General features: G+C 69.7%; 16 protein-coding genes. 5 read left to right on the top strand and 11 right to left on the bottom strand.

Annotation, left to right across the window (positions count from 1 at the left end; genetic code table 11):
* The 10 genes from HRC28_RS05880 to HRC28_RS05835 are packed head-to-tail and all read right to left on the bottom strand — an operon-like array spanning nucleotide 1 to nucleotide 8235.
* Complete coding sequence (locus HRC28_RS05880; protein WP_182379217.1) at nucleotides 1–384, bottom strand: carboxymuconolactone decarboxylase family protein; 384 nt, start codon at nucleotides 382–384, stop codon at nucleotides 1–3.
* Nucleotides 384–1211 carry an NAD(P)-dependent oxidoreductase gene (locus HRC28_RS05875; RefSeq protein ID WP_182379216.1) on the bottom strand — a complete coding sequence of 276 codons (828 nt, stop codon included), beginning with the start codon at nucleotides 1209–1211 and terminating at the stop codon, nucleotides 384–386. The genes HRC28_RS05880 and HRC28_RS05875 overlap by 1 nt, the downstream gene beginning before the upstream one ends.
* On the bottom strand, nucleotides 1211–1960 hold the full coding sequence (locus tag HRC28_RS05870) for an SDR family oxidoreductase (protein ID WP_182379215.1): 750 nt from the start codon (nucleotides 1958–1960) through the stop codon (nucleotides 1211–1213). The genes HRC28_RS05875 and HRC28_RS05870 overlap by 1 nt, the downstream gene beginning before the upstream one ends.
* A 14-nt stretch (nucleotides 1961–1974) precedes the next feature.
* Nucleotides 1975–3438: an aldehyde dehydrogenase gene (locus tag HRC28_RS05865; protein ID WP_182379214.1), complete on the bottom strand. Its 1464-nt coding sequence runs from the start codon at nucleotides 3436–3438 to the stop codon at nucleotides 1975–1977.
* Nucleotides 3435–4076: a nuclear transport factor 2 family protein gene (locus tag HRC28_RS05860; protein WP_182379213.1), complete on the bottom strand. Its 642-nt coding sequence runs from the start codon at nucleotides 4074–4076 to the stop codon at nucleotides 3435–3437. The genes HRC28_RS05865 and HRC28_RS05860 overlap by 4 nt, the downstream gene beginning before the upstream one ends.
* On the bottom strand, nucleotides 4076–4273 hold the full coding sequence (locus HRC28_RS05855) for a ferredoxin (protein WP_182380477.1): 198 nt from the start codon (nucleotides 4271–4273) through the stop codon (nucleotides 4076–4078). The genes HRC28_RS05860 and HRC28_RS05855 overlap by 1 nt, the downstream gene beginning before the upstream one ends.
* Entirely contained in the window at nucleotides 4273–5646 is a 1374-nt protein-coding gene (locus HRC28_RS05850; RefSeq protein ID WP_182379212.1) for a cytochrome P450, read from the bottom strand. The genes HRC28_RS05855 and HRC28_RS05850 overlap by 1 nt, the downstream gene beginning before the upstream one ends.
* A complete protein-coding gene (locus HRC28_RS05845; RefSeq protein ID WP_182379211.1) occupies nucleotides 5643–6419 on the bottom strand; it encodes an SDR family oxidoreductase in 777 nt (258 codons plus the stop codon). Before HRC28_RS05845 ends, HRC28_RS05850 begins: the two co-directional genes overlap by 4 nt.
* Entirely contained in the window at nucleotides 6419–7639 is a 1221-nt protein-coding gene (locus tag HRC28_RS05840) for a cytochrome P450 (protein WP_182379210.1), read from the bottom strand. The genes HRC28_RS05845 and HRC28_RS05840 overlap by 1 nt, the downstream gene beginning before the upstream one ends.
* Nucleotides 7636–8235 carry a TetR/AcrR family transcriptional regulator gene (locus tag HRC28_RS05835; RefSeq protein ID WP_182379209.1) on the bottom strand — a complete coding sequence of 200 codons (600 nt, stop codon included), beginning with the start codon at nucleotides 8233–8235 and terminating at the stop codon, nucleotides 7636–7638. Before HRC28_RS05835 ends, HRC28_RS05840 begins: the two co-directional genes overlap by 4 nt.
* 69 nt (nucleotides 8236–8304) lie before the next feature.
* Between HRC28_RS05835 and HRC28_RS05830 the strand changes: the two genes are divergently transcribed.
* A complete protein-coding gene (locus HRC28_RS05830) occupies nucleotides 8305–9150 on the top strand; it encodes an LLM class F420-dependent oxidoreductase (protein WP_182379208.1) in 846 nt (281 codons plus the stop codon).
* Nucleotides 9151–9206: 56 nt separating this feature from the next.
* A complete protein-coding gene (locus HRC28_RS05825) occupies nucleotides 9207–10463 on the top strand; it encodes a hypothetical protein (protein WP_182379207.1) in 1257 nt (418 codons plus the stop codon).
* On the opposite strand, the gene HRC28_RS05820 is transcribed toward HRC28_RS05825, so the two are convergent.
* Nucleotides 10450–15966 (bottom strand): carboxyl transferase domain-containing protein, encoded by a 5517-nt coding sequence (locus HRC28_RS05820; RefSeq protein ID WP_182379206.1) that lies wholly within the window; start codon nucleotides 15964–15966, stop codon nucleotides 10450–10452. The two genes, HRC28_RS05825 and HRC28_RS05820, sit on opposite strands and share 14 nt — an antisense overlap.
* 222 nt (nucleotides 15967–16188) lie before the next feature.
* On the opposite strand from HRC28_RS05820, the gene HRC28_RS05815 reads away from it, so the two are divergent.
* The 3 genes from HRC28_RS05815 to HRC28_RS05805 all read left to right on the top strand — a co-directional run bounded on the left by HRC28_RS05815 (nucleotide 16189) and on the right by HRC28_RS05805 (nucleotide 19402).
* Nucleotides 16189–17901, top strand: coding sequence for a sigma-70 family RNA polymerase sigma factor (locus HRC28_RS05815; RefSeq protein ID WP_182379205.1), 1713 nt, complete (start codon nucleotides 16189–16191; stop codon nucleotides 17899–17901).
* 74 nt (nucleotides 17902–17975) lie between these two features.
* Nucleotides 17976–18614, top strand: a complete 639-nt coding sequence (locus HRC28_RS05810; RefSeq protein WP_182379204.1) for a sortase — start codon at nucleotides 17976–17978, stop codon at nucleotides 18612–18614.
* A 176-nt stretch (nucleotides 18615–18790) separates the two neighbouring features.
* Complete coding sequence (locus tag HRC28_RS05805) at nucleotides 18791–19402, top strand: hypothetical protein (RefSeq protein WP_182379203.1); 612 nt, start codon at nucleotides 18791–18793, stop codon at nucleotides 19400–19402.
* Nucleotides 19403–19420 lie beyond the last annotated feature (18 nt).

The following is a 19420-nucleotide window of genomic DNA, read 5'->3' as shown; positions in this document are numbered from 1 at the left end:
TCAACGCCCCTGGGTCCGGTTCGCCTTTGCGATCGTCTCCTCGACGATCGAGTTGAGCTTGGCGCCGTTCGGCCATCCCGCGTAGTGGCTGACGAAGACCACGATCTCGCGGAGCGCCTCGTCGTCCAGGTCCCCCGAGGCGTGCGCGGCCGGGATCTGGATGCTGAGGACGTCGGCCGCGCCCTGGCCGGCGAGCATGCCGATCAGCAGCAGCCTGCGATCGCGGTCGGAGATGCCCGGGCGGGTCCAGATGTCGGCGAACAAGTGGTCCGCGGTGTAGCGGAAGAAGTCGCCTGCACCGTCGGTCATGTCGAAGCCGTAGACCTGTTCCATCTTCTCCAGGCCCTTGCGGCGGGTCTCGGGGAGGTCGTCGAACTTGCCCATCAGTCGTGTCCTTCAGTGGCGGAGAGCCCCAGTCCGGGGCCGAGGCGGTCGATGGCCAGTTCGGCCAGTGGTACGTCGACGCCGAGCTGGTGGGCGAGGTCGATGGCGAAGCCGAGGTCCTTGACCCCGAGCGAGGTCACGTTCGTGAACACGCCGTGCCAGAAGTCGTCGGGGTCGAGGGGGGCTGCGGTCTCGCGGTGCATGATCGCGCCCGGTCCCCCGGTGATCGCGTCCGTGTGGCGCACCACCTGGCCGAGAGCCTTCAGGTCCAGTCCCGCGGCCTCGGCCAGCCGCTGCGCCTCGGTGGTCGCGGTGAACGCGATGAAGTGGAGCATGTTGCGGGCGAGCTTGAACTTCGTGCCGGCGCCGATCGGGCCGGCGTGGACGACCAGGCTGCCGAGGGCGTCGAGCACCGGCTTAGCCGCGGCGAAGGCCTCGTCGGTCCCGCCGACCATCACAGCCAGCGTGCCATCGGCTGCCCCCATCGCTCCTCCAGACACCGGGGCGTCGAGGATCCGGTGCCCGGCGGCCGCGAGCTCGGCCGGCGTCCCGGGTGCGACCGTCGAGTGGACGACCAGCACCGTGTCGAGGGGTACGTCGGCCGCGACCGATCGAACCTGGTCGTCGTCACGCACCATCACACACACGACATCGACGTCCAGCGCGGCGACCGAGTCCACGGCAACGGCCCCGGCCGCCACCAGTTCGGCCACCGGGTCCGGCGCGACGTCGTACACCTGCAGGTCGATGCCAGCGGTGCCAGCGAGCCGCAGCGCCATCGGCTTGCCGATGTTGCCGAGACCGACGAACCCCACTCTTGTCGTCATCAGAGACGGAAGGTCTGGCCGCCGTCGACGGCCAGGATCTGGCCGGTGACCCACGACGCGTCGTCGGACAGCAGGTAGAGCAGGGCGCCGACCATGTCGTCGACCTTGCCCATCCGCTTGATGGCGAGCGAGTTGCGCACGATGTCCTTGGCCGCGTCGCCGGCCTGGGTGCGGGTGGCCTCGGTGTCCGTGGGGCCGGGGGCGATCGCGTTGACCCGGATCCGCTGGCCGCCGAGTTCGTGGGCCAGTTGCTGGGTCAGGCTGTTGGTGGCCGCCTTGGCGAGTCCGTAGAAGCCGGAGTAGAGGTAGGCCGCCGTACTCGACTGGTTGACGATGGCTCCCCCGCCGCGCTTGGCGATCTCGGGGTAGATCGCGCGGGTCATCACCAGGGCGCCGTCGAGGTTCACGCTCATGAACTTCTTGTAGTAGTCCCAGTCGACGGCGATGAGGAGGTTGAACTCCATCGCGCCGTAGATGGCGGCGTTGTTGACCAGGTGGTCGATCCCGCCGAACTCCTCCACGACGCGCGCGACGAGCGCTTCGGCGGACGCCGACGAGGACACGTCGCACGGAACGAAGACAGCCCGGCCGCCCTCCTCGTTGATCGCCGCAGCGACCTTGGCGCCGGACTCCTCGTTCATGTCGGCGACCACGACGGCCGCGCCTTCGTTGGCGAGCGCGCGGGCGTAGGCCTCACCGATGCCCTGTGCCGCGCCCGTGACGACGACGACCTTGTCCTGGAACCTCATTCGTGTCTCCTCGCTCATGCCGGTTCGGCGATCGTCTTGGTCTCGAGGTACTCCTCGAAGCCGGCCACGCCCATCTCCCGGCCGAGGCCGGACTGCTTGTATCCACCGAACGGCGCGTCGGGGCTGAACCAGACGCCGCCGTTGACGGCGAGCGTGCCGGTGCGGATCCGTGCCGCCACCGCTTTGGCCCGCCCGAGGTCCGCAGAGTCCACTGAGCCCGAGAGGCCGTACGCCGAGTCGTTGGCGATCCGGACCGCGTCGTCGTCACCGTCGTGCGGGATGACCACGAGGACCGGACCGAAGATCTCCTCCTGCGCGAGGCGCGAGGAGTTGTCGAGTCCGGCGACGACGGTGGGCTGGATCCAGTTGCCGGGCTGGTCGATGACCGCACCACCCGTGGCGAAGGTGCCACCCTCCGAACGCGCGACGTCGAAGTACGCCGCCACCCGCTCGCGCTGCAGCGGCGAGATGACCGGTCCGCAGATCGCACCGGGGTCGGCCGGGTCCTTGGCGCCGATGGCCTCCATCGTCGCCGCCGCGACCTGGACCGCTTCGTCGTACTGCGCCCGCGGGACGATCAGTCGCGTCGTGAGGGCGCAGCCCTGGCCGGCGTGGATGCAGGCCGCGAACGCCGTGCCGCCCGCCACCGCAGCGACATCGGCGTCGTCGAGCGCGATCGCCGCGGACTTCCCGCCGAGCTCGAGGAACACCCGCTTCAGGGTCGGTGCGGCCGCGGCCATGATCGCCTTGCCGACGGCGGTCGAGCCGGTGAAGGACACCATGTCGATGCGCGGGTCGGTGGCCAGTACCGCCGCCACGTCATTCGACTTCGGCGTCACCACGTTGAAGACGCCCGCCGGGATGTCGGTGTGCTCGGCCATCAGGCGTCCGAGTTCGGCCGCCACCCACGGGGTGTCCGGGGCCGGCTTCAGCACGACGGTGCACCCGGCGGCGAGCGCCGGGCCGATCTTGGCGAGGTTGATCTGGGTCGGCACGTTCCACGGCGTGATCGCCGCGACGACGCCGATCGGCTCGCGTCGTACCGTCCGGCGGGAGGGGATGCCCATCGGCGCCGCCACACCGAGGTCGGTCTCGAACTCGTAGGTCTCGGCCAGGTCGGTGACCCATTTCAACGAGTCGACCGGGACGTCGAACCCCGCCGCCATCATCATGAAGCCGGGTATCCCGACCTCGGCGGTGGTCAGCGCGCGGAAGTCGTCTGCGTTGTCGAGCAGCGCCTGGTGCAACTGGCGCAGGCAGCGCACCCGCAGCTCGCGATCGGTCGACCACGACGACTCGTCGAACGCCCTGCGGGCAGCAGCGATCGCGGCCTCCATGTCGGCCGCCGTACCGTCCGGGGCACGGCCGATCTCCTCACCGTTGGCCGGGTTGAAGATCGGGTACGACGACCCGTCGGATGCCGCGACGAGCTTGCCGTCGATCAGCTGCTGGGCAGCGGGCGTGTTGATCGAGCTCATGACGTCGGCTCCTGGGTGATGTGGTCGCCGCGCTCCACGGGTGGCGGCCAGACGGTCGAGGGCAGGTCCTTGAGGTGGTAGTGCCCGGGCACCTCGTGACCGAAGACCGACATCCGCTTCAACAGCGTGTCCGAAGCCTTGTCGGCCTTGAGGATTTCCATGAACGTGTGGGTGGTCGACGGCATGTCGAACCAGTCGCGCTGCCAGGCGATCTTGATCTGCCCGGCGTCCGCGCCTTCGGTCTGGCGCTCGACGCCGAACCAGGAACCGCCGATGCCGAGGATCTCGTACTCGCCACCGGTCTCGTCGTTGGTGATCCCGGACTTCTGCTTCCAGAAGCCCAGCACCATCGACTTCTTCTCGTCGATCATCGTGCAGACGTAGTCGTAGTGCCAGCCGTCGAAACCGTCCATCTCGATGCCGATCGCCCAGTCCCGGATCTGGTCGCGGCCCACCGCCATGAAGTGCTCGTCGTGGCTGTACATCCAGCCGTAGTTGGCGTCCTCGGCGTACCACTCGGCCATCACGCGCCAGTCGCCCGAGCGTTCGGCTTCGCGGTTGATCTCGAGCCAGGAGTCCCAGAACTCCTCGATCTCCTCCCGCGTCAATTGGCCGGTGGTTGAGCTTGTCGAAACCATCAGTTCTCCTCGATCGACAGGGCGAAGGCAGGGCAGTACTTCACGGCAGTGGTGACATCAGCGCGGCGCGACTCGTCGGGATGTTCCTCGAGTACGACGACCACGTCGGCGGCCTCGTCGAACCCGAAGACATCGGGGGCCTCGCCCTGGCAGAGCTGGTGGCCCTGGCAGACGCTGGCGTCGGCGATCACCTTCATCACGCTCGACCACCTTGGCGCCGGCGGTAGCGGACCTTCGCGGGCTGGGCGAGCTGGATGACCATCTTGGAGACGTCGTCGCGGTAGGAGTCCAGCGGCTGCACGGGCTCGAACTCGAAGTCGCGCAGGATCACCGAGAAGATCGCCTTCATCTGCATCATCGCGAACGCGTTGCCGACGCAGCGGTGCTTGCCGGCGCCGAACGGGATCCAGGTCCAGCGGTTCTGGAGGTCCTCCTGGCGCGGGTCGACGTAGCGGCTCGGGTCGAACTCGTCGGCCTTCGGGAAGTCGTCCTCGATCCGGTTCGACACCCGCGGCGAGGCGGCCAGGACGGTGCCCGCCGGGATCGTGTGACCGAGCAGCTCGAAGTCCTCCTGCACCAGTCGCATCAGGATGACCAGCGGCGGGTGCAGGCGCAGGGTCTCCTTGAGCGTGGCCTCCAGGACCGGGATGGAGCGCAGCGCCTGGAAGGACACCTCGGACCCGTCGGCGTACAGGCCATCGAGCTCGGCGACGACGTCCTGCATGACCGCGGGGTTGCGGAGCAGCTCGATCATCGCCCAGGACGCCGTACCCGAGGACGTGTGGTGCCCGGCGAACATCATCGAGATGAAGATGCCGGTGATGTAGTCGGCGTCCATGCCGACCGCGATCAGGACGTCGAGCAGGTCGCGCTCCTCCTTGGGCACCTCGCCACGCGCGATGCGGGCGTCGAGGATCGCCTGCACCTTGGCGACGAGCTGCTCCCGAGCCTCGTCACGGAGGCGGAAGTTCTCGATGTCGGCGTACGGGTCGACGTACGCGATCGCATCGGTGCCGTGCTCGAGCTGGTGGTAGACCGCGGCGAAGGAGCTGTCGAGCTGGTCGCGGAACGGCTTGCCGATCAGGCAGGACGACGTCGTGTAGATCGTGAGCTCGGCGAAGAAGTCGAGCAGGTCGATCTCGCCCTCGTCCCCCCAGCCGGCGACCATCCTGCGGATCTCCGCCTCGATGGTCTGTGCGTGCCCGCGCATCATGTCGCCGCGCAGGGCCTGGTTCTTCAGCATCTGCTGCCGCTCCTCGGGCGAGGCGTCGAAGACGACGCCCTTGCCGAAGATCGGGGTCATGAAGGGGTACGCCGCGGCCTGGTCGAGCACATTCTCCGGCGCCCGGAAGAAGGCTTCGTTGGCCTCGCCACCCGTGACCAGGACGACGTTCTTGTCGGCCAGCCGGAACCGGCCGATGTCACCGCACTCCTCGCGGACCCGGTGGAACAAGGTGATCGGGTCGACCCGCATCTCGGGGAGGTGGCCGGTGCCCTTGATGATGTCGGGCACCGACGGGTCCTGGTCGTCCAGGACGGTCGAGACCGAGGGGATCTGGTCGAGACTCATCGCTTCTCCAGTGGTGCTTCGGGGTTCACGTCGACAGGACTGATGTGCACGCCGCGCGGCGCACTGACCACCGTGACGATCGCGTCCGCGATGGCCGTGGCCTTGAGGAAGTGCGAGTGCCGGGCGTGGCCCCACTTGATCCATTCGGTGAGGACCTTCGCCCCCGCGTCTGCATCCCAGTCCGAGCCCATCTCCGACCAGGTCGGCCCCGGGCGCACGACCGATGCGCGCACCCCGGAGCCCTCGAGCTCCATCTGGAGCGCCTCGACCAGTCCCTCCAGACCGGACTTGGTGGCGCTGTAGCCCCGCATGAAGGGTCGGGCCCGCAGCGCCGTGTCGGAGGAGATGAAGACGAGGTCGCCACGCTGCCGCTCGACCATCCCCGTGCCGAAGGCGCGGATCAGGCGGTGGGCGCCCAGGACGTTGACGTCGAACTCCGCGGCGAGCTGCTCCGTTGTGGCCTCGACGACGCTGCCGGGAGCGAGCAGTCCCGCATTGCAGACCACGACCTCGGCTTCACCTAGCTCGGTGGCGACCGCGGCAGCGAACTTGTCGACGGACTCGGTCGACGCGACGTCGAGCGCGTGCACGAACGCCTCACCACCGGCGGTCCGGATCTCAGCGGCCAGCTCCTCGAGCTTGTCGACCCGGCGCGCGCCGAGCGCCACCGGGAAGCCGGCGGCAGCCAGCGCCTTCGCCGTCTCGGCGCCGATCCCCGAGGACGCACCGGCGACGACGGCGGGACGGCGGTCGGGGTGGACGGGCTTGGGCATCAGACACTCCGCTCGCGGAACGTCGTCGGCAGCGCGGCGAACCCGCGCACGTTGACCGAGTGCACGCGCACCGCACGGTCGGCGTGGACCTCGAAGCCCTCCACGCGGCGCACGAGCTCAGCCAGGACGATCCGCGCCTCCAGTCGCGCCAGGTTGGCGCCGAGACAGAAGTGCCGTCCGGTGCCGAAGCTCAGGCTCTCGCTCAACTCCTCCTTCGACCGGGAGATCAGGAAGTCGGTCGGCCTTGTGAACACCCGCTCGTCACGGTTCGCGGACCCGAGGAACAGCAGCAGCTTGGAGCCGGCCGGCATCGTCCGTCCGTGCAGGTGCACGTCCTTCGTGACGTAGCGGGCGAGCATCTGCGTCGAGGTGTCGAAGCGCAGCGTCTCCTCGACCCACGGTGCGACCAGGTCGGTCCCGGCCGACGGCGCGAAGACGGCCGCCTGCTGGTCCGGGTGCGCCGACAGGTGGAAGAGCGCGTTGCCGAGCAGCTTGGTCGTGGTCTCGTTGCCGGCCACCACCATCAGGGTCAGGAACGCGATGATCTCGTTGTCGGTCAGCCGGTCGCCGTCGAGCTCGGCCTCGACGAGGGCAGACGTCAGGTCCTCCGACGGGGCAGCGCGGCGCTGCTTCACCATCTCGCCGTAGTAGGCGAAGAGCTCGAACGCGGCTTCCATGCCGGCGGGCGGCACGTCCCTCACGCCGGCCTCGCGGTGCACCAGCAGATCAGCGAGGCGTCGTACCTCGTCGCGATCGGAAACGGGCACGCCCATCATCTCGGAGATGACGTCCATCGGGAGGCGGCCGGCAACGGCACTGATCCAGTCGACCTCACCCTGGTCCGCGTTGGCGGCCAGGGCCTCGCCCAGGTAGTGCTCGGTCAGGCGCTGCACCTCGGGCTCGAGCTCGCGCACCCGTCGCGGCGTGAACGCGGCGGACACCAGCCGACGGATCCGCGACTGCTCAGCGCCGTCCAGAGCCAGGAACGACATCACCCGGTGTGCCTCGGGACTCCACGCGCTCGCGTCGAGGGTGACGCCCATCTGGTTGGAATAGGTGGCGTCGTCGCGGAAGGCGTCGAAGACGTCGGCGTGCCGGGTCAACGCCCAGAAGTCGTCGGCCTCGCTGTGGAAGAGCGGGGCTTCGTCACGGAGCCGCGCATAGAGCGGGTACGGGTCCTCGTGGAAGTCGTAGTCGTAGGGGTCGAGAGCGATGGTCATGAGTTGCCTCGCAGGATCGTGTCGACGGCGGACGAGAGCCGCTCGGCGAACTGGTCGTAGGTCATCAGGTCCATGCCGACCTGGAGCAGCGCGCCGATGAAGGTCATCCCCAGCACGTCGAGGACGGCCGGATCGGCCGGCTGACCAGGGCGGTCCGGGTCCGCCAGGGCAGCCTCGAAGCGGGCCAGGAACTCGCCACCGATCTTGAGCCGCAGCCGCGCCACGTCGGGGTCGGTGCCGAGCAGGGCCGGGGTGACGGCGGCCGCCAGCGCCTCTTCCTCCCGGATCCTGGACGTGAGCACCCGGACGGTGGCCTGCAGGCGCTCGACGGCGGTGGCGCCCGGCTGGGGGGCGCGCACCTCGTCGGCCGTCAGGTGCCGCCAGAACAACTCGGCGAAGAGATGGTTCTTCGAGGCGAGATACGTGTACGCCGTCGCAGTGGAGACTCCCGCGCGCACCGCGACCGTGCGCACGGTCAGCGCCTCGTGGCCGACCGCTCGCAACTCCTCGAGTCCGGCGGCGAGCAATCGCTCGACGGTCTCCGCCTGACGCGGGTTGAGCCCCTGTCGCGGGGTTTCGAACACTTGACTGGACACGTGTCCAACATAGGAGACGTTTTCGTCCGACGCAAGCATTTTCCTAGAACACGTTCTACTCTTCGAGTCATGCGCAACGGCATCGTCCTCTTCACTTCCGACCGCGGCATCACGCCGGCCGATCTCGCCAAGGCCGCCGAGGAGCGGGGCTTCGACACGATCTACGTGCCCGAACACACCCACATCCCCGTCCGGCGCGACGCGCTGCACCCGACGGGCGGCGAGGACCTCCCCGACGACCGCTACCTGCGCACCCTCGACCCGTGGGTGTCGCTGGCCACCTGCGCGGCGGTCACGACGAAGATCGGCCTGTCCACCGCGGTCTCGCTCCCGGTCGAGTCCGACCCGATCACCCTGGCCAAGACCCTCGCCACGCTCGACCACCTGTCCGGCGGCCGGGTCACCATCGGCGCGGGCTTCGGCTGGAACACCGACGAGTTGACCGACCACCACGTGCCCGCGGAGAAGCGTCGTACCGTCCTCAAGGAGTACCTCGAGGCGATGCGGGCGCTGTGGACCCAGGAAGAGGCGTCGTACGACGGCGAGTTCGTCTCGTTCGGACCGAGCTGGGCCTACCCCAAGCCCCCGCAGGGCCAGATCCCCGTGATCATCGGCGCCGGTGCCGGCCCGAAGACCTTCGCCTGGATCGCCGCCCACGCGGACGGCTGGATGACGACGCCCACGACGAGCGATGTCGCCGCCAACGCCGACAAGCTCCGCAAGGCCTGGGCCGACGCAGGCCGCGAGGGCCAGCCGGACGTGCGGATCCTGGTGGCGAAGCGGCCCGAGGCCGAGGACTTCGCCGACTGGATGGCGGCGGGGGCCTCCGAGCTGATCTGGGGTGTCCCCGACTCCGACGAGACGGCGGTCATGAAGTACCTCGACAAGCTGGCCGGCCGCCTGGGGCTCGGATGAGCGACGTACCAACCGAATTTGTCGGCGATGCCGACGATTCGGAACAAAATCGGTTGGTGAACCGCAACCCCAGCCGGTACGCCGATCTGAGCCGGGCCGAGCTCGCCGTCCTCGTACCCGAACTGCTCCTGATGGGGCAACTGATCGACCGTTCCGGCATGGCCTGGTGCATCGCCGCGTTCGGGCGCGAGGAGATGGCGCAGGTCGCCATCGAGGAGTGGGCGGCCTCGAGCCCGATCTACACGCGGCGGATGCAGCACGCGCTCGGGTATGCGCCGGACGTGGCCGGGCAGGGCGACGTGGTCACCATCTTCAAGGGGCTGCAACTCGACATCGGCGCTCCCCCGCAGTTCATGGACTTCCGCTACACGGTGCACGACCCGTGGCACGGCGAGTTCCACCTCGACCACTGCGGCGCACTGATGGACGTCGAGCCGATGGGTGAGGACTACGTCCGCTCGATGTGCCACGACATCGAAGACCCCACCTTCGACGCAACCGCGGTCGCATCCCACCCGAAGGCGCAGATTCGTCCGATCCACCGGCCGCCGCGGACCACTGCCGCGATCGCCAGCGGCGCCAGTCCGCACTGCGCGTGGTCGGTCATCATCGATGACGCCCATCCGGAGGCGCAGCCGATCCCGGCGCTCGAGGTCAACGAGCGGTCGCGGGCCGCGTCGCTCGAACTCGACGCCATCGATCGGGCCGACGACGGATTGGCCGACTACCGCGGACCCCTGCTGTCCGACATCGACTTCGCCGCCTTCTCGAAATCCGCCCTCGTACGGATCGCCGACGAGATCTGTCTGCAGATGCACCTGCTCGACCGCGCCTTCGCGCTGGCCGTTGCGGAACGGGTCGAGACCGAAGCCGAACTGGACAAGATCCGGACCAAGCAACTGATCGGCGTTGCGGGGATCGGGTCCGACCGGATCGCCCGGGCGCTGGGCGTGAAGGATGCCGTGCGGCTGCTGGCCCTCCACCCGCTGCTCAATCCGGCCGCCTACGTGACGGCAGATCTCACCGACGACACCATGATCGTGCGGCCGTCGCCCGCCCACGAGGACGCAGCCTGGATCTCGCTGTGCGGCCCCGGCCGGACGGCTCCGCTGCAGGCGATCGTCCGCGCGATCGACCCGCACCTCGACGTGGAGGTGGAGCCGTTGGGTTCCGCGGACGAAGGCTGGCGCCTCACCGTCGTACGACGGAACGAGGCGGAGCCCGAGGCGGACGAAGTCGCCGTGACCCGGTTCAGCACCGGGGCCACGTTCGCGTTCGAGCCCCGGCGCTCGATCCCGATCACCCCTGTGTGAGACCGCGTTCGATCGTCGCGATCACCTTCGGGCGCAGGTCGCTGGCCGCGATCACCTCGTCCACCGAGCCGACCTCGACGGCACGGTGGATGTTGTGGACGCCGTCGAACTCGGCGGCGACCTCGGCGATCTTGTCCGCACGCAACTGGGCACGCAGGTCAGCCAGTTCGACGACCAGTAGGCCTCGCTCGCCGTCCTCGGCGCTGTCGATCCGCTCCTCGAGTGCCGCGACCCGGGGGTCGGCGGCGGCCCGCTTGGCGACCTCGGCTGCGAACACCACGGCTGCCGCCGGGGCGCCACCGAGCACGGAGGCGAAGGAGCCCTCGATGGCCAGCACGGTCATCGACGGGTTCAGCCGCTTGGAGAACACCACGAACGCACCACCGTGGTAGCGGGAGATCACGCAGAAGACGATCGGGCCGCGGAAGTTGACGATCGCGCGACCGATCTCGGCGCCGTACTCGAGCTGCAGGTTGCGCATCGACTCCGGTGACCCGTCGAAGCCCGACAGGTTCGCGAGGACAACGACCGGCCGGTTGCCCGATGCGGCGTTGATCGCTCGGGCGACCTTCTTCGACGACCGCGGGAACAGCGTGCCCGCGGTGTAGGTGTCGGGTCCGTCGGTGGGCGGGAACCCTGCGCGCGGAACGGGCTTGGACTCGATCCCGATCAGGCTGACGGGGTACCCACCGATGCGGGTGCCGACGACCACGGCGGTGTCGGCGTCGGCCATGCCGGCCCAGCGCTCGAGCATCTCGTGGTCGGCGTCGGCCAGCGCCCGCATCACGGTGCGGATGTCGAAGGGCCGCTTGCGGTCAGGGTTGTGCACCGCGGAGAAGATCTCGCCGACGGTGGTGAAGTCACCCTCGTGGGGGTGCGTGGTGATGTCGCGATCGACCGGGTCGGTCGACGGCGCGCGTCGCGGTCCGGCCTCGCCGGGCAGGACGTAGGTGTGCTCGTAGTGCGACATCAGCACGCCGAAGGCACCAGCGAGGTCGGGCACCCAGTACTGCGCCTGGCCGTTCGGGCCCATGACGCGGTCATAGCCGCCGATGCCGAAGTTGTCCTCGGCCGACACCCCACCGGAGAAGTCCAGTGACTGCTTGCCCGTCAGCACCATCGCGCTGTCCGGCGTCATCACCAGGATGCCCTTGGTGTGCATCAGCATGGTGGCTTCGGCGTTCCAGTACGGCTGGGCGCCGACGTTGATCCCGGCGACGACGATGTTGATCTCGCCACCGGCCTGGGTGAACTGCACGATCCGGCGCAGCGCATCCGCGACCCAGTCCATGTTCTCGGTGCCGCTCTCCATGGAGATCCGGGCACCGGCCGAGACGGCAAACCACTCCAGCGGTACGTCCAGCTCGTCCGCCAGGTCGATCGCTGCGATCACGCGGGCGCACTCGGGCTCTGAGAGCGCACCGAGGGACTTGATCGGATCGCCGCAGAGCACGACCCGCTTGATCCCCTCGGGGTACAGCTTCGTCGGGGTGGTGACGACCGCGACGAGCAGGGCAGCGGAGTTCTGCCCGCGCGGGCGGTCGACCGGAGACAGCAGGCCGTTGGCGTCGAAGTCGTACTCGACCAGCGAACCACCGCCGGCCAGCACGGACTCCAGTTCGTAGGGGTAGACCAGCCCGCGGCGACGAGCCCGCAGCACCTTGCCGGTGTACTCGTCGAGCGGCGCCAGCGGCTCGGTCGGCGGAGTGATCACGTCGGCGACCACGCCCGCGCCGGGCTTGGCGTGGAACCGGATCGCCACCGGCACGGGCGTGCCGTCCGGACCGGCGATGCGGCCCTCGGCGAGAACCTCTTCGATCCCCGCACCCTCGCTGAGCGGCGTGATCTTGCCCTGCAGCGCGGTGAGCTGGTCGAGGTCGGCCTCGATGACCGGCCACACGGTGACCCACACGTGGTTGACGTCGAGCTTGGTGCCCTCGCGGCCCCGCGCCGTACGCACCCGCCGGATCGCCTCGAGGCAGTTCTCGATGGCGCGCTCGGCATGAGGTACGGCGATGACGCGGCCTTCTTCGTCGCGGACGACCGCGAGCTGGCGGACCTGCGCGGCGGCGACCAGGCGGCGGTCGGCCCGGTTGGACTTGGCGACGCACTCGTAGAGCAGGACGTCGTCGGGGGCGTCGAGACGCGTGACGTCGAACTCCGACAGACGCGACAGGTTGAGCCGGCGTCCGACCATCGGGTGCATGCCGCGGATCAGGGTGTCTTCCACCAACTCGGTGGTTGAGGTGCGAGCGGAGCGAGCCTCGAAACCACCCTCCTCGGCACGGAACGTGTAGTAGCCGATCTGTTGCGGCGCGGCCGGGCAGACGACGACGGAGACGCGACGGACGCGGCCAGCGAAGTCGTGCGCGGCCAGCAACTTGGCCGCTTCGGCCGAGGCGACGTCCGGGTCCGCAGGGGCGTCCGGCCACCGCAGGTAGATCTCGACGACGTCGTCGTGGTCCTCGGTGAGGGCCGATCGGATGGCCGCGCCGAGCGGGCCTTCTGCGTCAGCGAGCTCGGACACGTCGCCGATCGTGGAGACGACGCGCGTCGCGCCCTTCTCGTCGGTGGCGTACTCGGCGTGCACGACCGGGCGTCCGGCGTACTCCTCGGGTGCGCTGAGGGTCAGGTCGTGCAGGTCGTACTCCAGGTAGTGCCGACGGATCAGCACCTCCAGCAACGGCTCCCGCTCCGGCAATCCGTCGACCAACCGGTCGCGGAGGAAGCCGACCAACGGCTCGGGGATCTCGGTGAGCGCATCGATCCGGGCGTCCCGCTCGGGGGCAGCCAGGTCGGCGAGCGCGGTGACCTCGGCGGCCACCCCTTCGAGCACGGTACGGCGCTCGTCATCGACCAGCGGCTGGTCGAACCAGGCGAACCGGATCGACCGCGCGAGGTCGCCGACCACGGCGAAGCGCAGCTGCGTGGCGCGCACCAGTCGGTCGAGCAGGGCCCGCGCCGCAACGGCATCGTCCGCAGCCGGCGGCGGGTTGCCCAGCCAGCGCTGCAGGACGCCGACCGCGACGTCGACGTCGGACGGGTGCTGCTGGGCGAGGAAGACGCGGAACACCGCGCGCTCGAGCTCGGGGGTCCGCTCGAGGTCGGTGATTCCGTAGTGGGCCAGGACCCGCTGCAACTTGTCACGGAAGTGTTCCGGCAGTGCGCCGCGCTCGGGGTCGAGGCTGCTCAGGTAGGTGTGGAAGTACTCGCGCGAACTGTGCACCCGCAGCTCGGTGTGCGGCTCGTCCCCCGCCGGGCGGTTGCGGCTGAGCTCGGCGAAGTCGGCGAACAGCGCCAGCAGGTCCATCTCGGCGCCCAGCGTCGGCGGCTGGGCCGAGGAGAGGTAGTTGGCGAGCAGCCTTCCGCGCTGGTCCGGCGCGACGTCGTACCCCATCAACTGGCCGGAGAGCACCGCAATGCTGTCGGGCTCGCTGGAGGACACCGGCTCCGGCAGGTCGAGCTCGGCGGCCGGCGCTGCGTTCGCTTCCTCAGCATCCGCGTCCCCGGTCGGTTCGAGCCGCACCAGCGGCATACCCGTCTCGACCTGGCTGCCGACCCGGACCAGCAATTCCTTGACCCGACCGGTGAACGGCGCGTACAGCGCCGTCTCCATCTTCATCGACTCCAGCACCATCACCGGCTGTCCGGCGGCGACCTCGTCGCCGACAGCCAGAGGCGTCGCGACCACCAGGGCGGGCGCGGGCGAGCGGACGACGCCGCCTTCATCCCGGCTCACCCGGTGCATCACGTCGTTGACCTCGACCATCTGGACGGGGCCGTGGGTGGCCGTCACCAGCCGGAAGCGGGCGCCGTCGACGGTGAGTCGGCCGTGGACGTCGTCAATGCGGTCCAGCACCGCGGTGACAGTGCGCACCGCGCCGCCGCCGGCGACGGTGACGCGGTAGCGCGACGGTCCAGTCTGGTTGACGGTGAGGCCGTACGTCGACCCGCGCAACTTCAGTTCGAAGGTGCGCGAGGGGTCACGCTGGACGTGCGGGCGACCACCGTGGGCGACCTGGAGGAAGCGCGCGATCTCGGCGTTCTCCTCTTCGGCGTACACCTCGATGGCGGCGGCAACGAGGGCGACGCCGGAGTGACGGGCGGCCTGCAGACGACCCTCGCCACGCACCCGGTCGATCCAGCCAGTGTCGGCCCACGAGGGCGTACCGGTGGTGACCTCGGGCTGGTCGAGGAGGTCCAGGATGAAGCTCTTGTTGGTGGCACCGCCGTCGATGACGACGGTGGTCTCGCCCATTGCTCGACGCAACCGGGCCAGCGCCTGCTCGCGGTCGGCGCCCCAGGCGATCACCTTGGCGATCATCGAGTCGAAGTCGGCGGGGATCGTGTCGCCCTCGCCCACCCCGGTGTCGACCCGGATGCCCGGGCCGGTGGGGAACTCGAGGCGGCTGATCCGGCCGGGGGACGGCGCGAAGTCGCGGTCGGGGTCCTCGGCGTTGAGCCGGGCCTCGACGGCGTGGCCGCGCTCGGACGGTCGCTCGCCGGTGAGCGGGATGCCCCGTGCGACCTGGATCTGCAGCGCCACCAGGTCGGTGCCGGTCACCTCTTCGGTGATCGGGTGTTCGACCTGCAGGCGGGTGTTGACCTCGAGGAACGCGAACGCCTGGTCCCCGGGGTGGTACAGGAACTCGACGGTGCCCGCGCCGGCGTACCCGACGGCGTTGGCCAGCCGCTCCGCGGACGCCTTGACGTCGGCAGTCTGGGTCTCGGTGAGCAGCGGGGAGGCGGACTCCTCGATGACCTTCTGGTTGCGGCGCTGCACGGAGCAGTCCCGCACGCCGATTGCCCAGGCGGTGCCCTGGCCGTCGGCGATCACCTGGACCTCGACGTGGCGGGCGTCGGTCACCAGCTTCTCGAGGAAAACGATGCCGCTGCCGAACGCACGCTGCGCCTCGTCGCGGGTCCGCTGGTAGGCGTCGGTGAGTTCCTCGCGGGAGGTCACCTTGCGGATGCCCCGTCCACCGCCACCTGCGGTGGCCTTCAGCATGAGCGGGTAGCCCACCTGGTCAGCGCTGGCCAGCGCGTCCTCGAGGGTGTTGACACCGCTGCGGCTCCACGGCGCGACGGGGACGCCGACCTCTTCGGCGATCAGCTTCGAGCCGATCTTGTCGCCGAGCTTGCGCATCGCGTCGGCGCTCGGACCGATGAAGGTCACGCCCAGCCGGTCGCACAGTTCAGCGAATGCCGGGTCCTCGGCCACGAAGCCCCAGCCGACCCAGGCCGCGTCGGCCCCGGACTCGACGAGCGCCTGCTCCAGGACCGCGAGGTCGAGGTAGGGACGGTCGGCCGCTGCTCCGAGCAGGTACACCTCGTCTGCCTCACGGACGAACGCCGATCCGGCGTCGACGTCGGTGTGGAACGCAATGGTTCGGATGACCTCGCCACGGGACGTGTCCCGTGCGTTGAGGTCACGAACGGCGTGGATGAGCCGCATGGCGGCTTCTCCGCGGTTGACAATGGCGATTCGCGAGACCTGTGGCACGGTTCTGACGCTGCCATCTCACGAGGCCCCCGTGACAGTCGAGATCCCACAGGATTCTGCCGCGATTCTTGTTGGCAGGGCTGAATGACAGTCAGGCGGTCGGCAAAAAACTGCAAGATTGCGCCCGCTCGGTGCTCTCACAGGTGTCCATGCCGCACGAGAACCCGAGGGGACCGATGTGCAATCGAGCCGGAGCGCGCCTGAATTCCCTAGGATCGCGCCATGACCTTCTCGGACGCGCCGACCGACGACGCGGATCTCGTTTCCGGCGTCCTGGCCGGGGACCGGGCTGCGTTTGCCGGCGTCTACGAGAAGTACGCCGACCGGCTCTACGACTTCGCGTTCTCGATGCTCCGCAACCGGGAGGAAGCCTCCGACTGCGTGGCGGACTCGTTCGTGGTGATGGCGGAGAAGCTCGGACAACTGCGCGACGCGAGCCGGTTGCGACCGTGGCTCTACTCCGTCGTACGCAACGAGTGCCTGCGCACGCTGCGCGGCCGAGGCCGACTGGCCCACGACGACGAATGGCTGGAAGCCATGCCTGACGAGACGAACGGACCCGAGCAGCAGGTCGTGCAGGGCGACGTCCAGGCCGAGCTCAGCGAGCTCGTCTGGGCGGCGGCCGAGGGCCTCAACGACCGCGACCGCGCGCTCCTGGACCTGCACCTGCGCCAAGGCCTCGACGGCGCCGAACTCGCCGCGGCCATGGACGTGACCCCCGCCAACGCGTACGTGATGCTGAGTCGGGTCCGCGACCAGGTCGAGCGCTCGCTGGGCGCGCTGCTGATCGCCCGACGCGGCAGCGACGACTGCGACGACCTCGCCGAACTCCTCAAGGACTGGGACGGCGGGTTCTCGCCGCTCATCCGCAAGCGCGTGGCCCGCCACATCGACGGCTGCGACGTCTGCGAGAGCCGCCGCAAGCTGATGGTCAGCCCGCTGGCCCTGCTGGCCGGCGTCCCGGCCTTCGCCGCCCCGGCTGCCCTCAAGGACCGGGTGCTCGACGACCAGCGCCTCGTCTCCTACTACGTCGACGCCCCTGTAGTCCCTGCTGCTCCCGTGGTGCCGGGTGGTCCGACGCAGGGCGACTCGAGCGACAAGCGCCGCGCCCTGCTGGTCGGCCTGATCGTGCTGCTGCTCGCCCTCGGGGGTACGGCGGCGCTGGTCCTGTGGCCCGACGGTGACGACGACCTGATCGGTGTCGACAGCCCCACCAGCTCCGCCCCGACGACGCCCGCGTCGGAGCCGACCCCGCCGACTCCCTCGGTGACCGCCTCGGGCATGCCGACCAAGTTCGCCCCGTCGCCGACCGAGCCGTCCAGCACGGCCACGAGCGATGCCCCGACCGTGGCCGCCCCGGCGGACCTGCAGGTCTCCACCCGGTCCATCCGCCTGGGCGCCAGCAGTACGTCGGGGACGACGCGGCTCAGCAACGTCGGCGGCACCGCGCTCGACTTCACCGCTCAGTCGCGGGCGAAGTGGCTGTCCGTCTCCACCGGCTCCGGTTCACTCGATCCGGCCGCCCAGACGACGCTCCGGATCCGGGCCAACCGCTCCGGGCTCTCCGAGGGCGCGCACAGCGGGCAGGTCGCCATCAACTGGAGCGGCGGCACCGTGCTGGTCACGGTGAGCCTGACCGTGAACCGGCCGCCGGTGATCGGGACGATCACTGCGACGGGGACCGACTGCACGGGCCGGGCCATCGCCGCAGCCATCACGGACAAGACCGGAGTCCGCTCGGCCCGCGTGAACTGGAGTGGTCCCAGCGGAACCGGCCAGGCGACCATGTCCTTGTCGAACGGAAAGTGGCGGGCGAACATCGGGCCATTCCCGATCGGTGGCGACGATGTCACCGCGACGATCACGGCAACCGACCGCGCCGGCCTCCGTTCCACCCGGAAGCTCAGCTTCAACGTCGACCCCTGCCCGGGCTGATCCTCGAAAACCTGCAAGGTTCGCCCCGCGACCTGCTCCTACCTGCGTAGGCACTCAACGCAGGAGGACAGGTCATGGGCATCAAGGCACGGCTGACCCGGATCGTGGCAGCGATCGGCATGCTCGCCGGACTGGCGGCCGGGACGTTCGGCATCGTCGAACTGACGCAACGGCCGGAGCCCGTCACGCCACCCCCGACGACTGCGGTCTTCGCCGACAACGCCCCCGCGCCCGTCGTACCGGCGGCTCCCGAGCCAGCGGTACGGGTCGCCGTACCGACGCGGCTCGAGGTGCCGGCGATCGGCGTGGACGAAAAACTCACCGGCCGCGGCCTCAAGGCCGACGGATCGCTCGACACCCCGGACTTCGGCAAGGCCGGCTGGTACCGCCCCGGCCCGCGGCCCGGTGAACCCGGTGGCGCCGTCGTGGTCGCCCACGTCCACGGCCCCGACGGCCCCGACGTGTTCTGGGACCTGGCCACCCTGCAGCCCGGCGACGTCATCCGCATCCACCGTGCCGACGGGATCGCGACCTTCGTCGTCGACGAGGTGGACGACGTACCGAAGGAACACCTGCCCTACGACAAGATCTGGCCGGACACCGACGAACCGCTGCTCCGCCTGATCACCTGCGGCGGCAAGCGCACCTCCGCCGGCTACCCGGACAACACGGTCGTCTACGCGCGCCTGGCCTCGACAGAATCGCTGAGCTGACCAACTGCACCGAGATCGGCGCGATGGGCATCAACCTGGTTGATGCGAATCGCGCCGATCATCTTTTTCCAGAACTTCTCGAGGTTTCTGCAAGGTCTCGCTCGCGGGTTGCTCCTACCCCCAACGAACCAAACAGACGGAGCCGCCAAGAGGCCCCGACCAACCGAGGAGACACCATGAACACGACCACCCGCACCGCGCTTCGCCTGCTGATCGCCACCCCGCTCGCTGCGAGCGCGCTCGCCATCGGCGGCTTCGCCGGGGCCGCCCACGCCGAGACCCCTGGCTTCGACCCCAACCCCGGCCCGGTCATCGTCCAGCCGCACGACGACGAGGACCCCCGTCCGGAGGGACCCGGCGACATCGCCCTGCCCGAGGACGACGAGGACCCGCGCCCCGAAGGACCCGGCGACATCACCAACCCGGAGGACGAGGACGAGCCCGAGGTCCCGGACGACAAGGACGGCCCGAACCCGGGTGACGACGAGCCCGAGGTCCCCGGCGACAAGGACGGCCCCAACCCGGGCGACGAGCCCGAGGACGTCCCGGCCGACGAGGTTCCCGGCGAGGACGTGCCCGCGGACAAGAAGGACAAGGGCAACAAGGGCGGCAAGAAGGACTCGGTCGTCGAGGAGGGCGACGCCGTCGTGGTCCCGACCCGGATCGACGCCGGCGCCGGCCCGGTCGAGGAAGAAGGCTCCGGCCTGACCTGGCTCATCGTCGGTGGCGGCGCTGTCGCCGCCGCGGGCTCCGTGCTCGCCCGGAAGCGGACGGTCGCGACCCGCTGACCCACCGCCTCACCCACG

Origin of the sequence: Nocardioides sp. WS12, from assembly GCF_014108865.1 — a bacterium.
Lineage (GTDB): Bacteria > Actinomycetota > Actinomycetes > Propionibacteriales > Nocardioidaceae > Nocardioides.
Note: the sequence above shows the minus strand (reverse complement) of the source record. Positions and strands in the feature narration are given on the sequence as shown.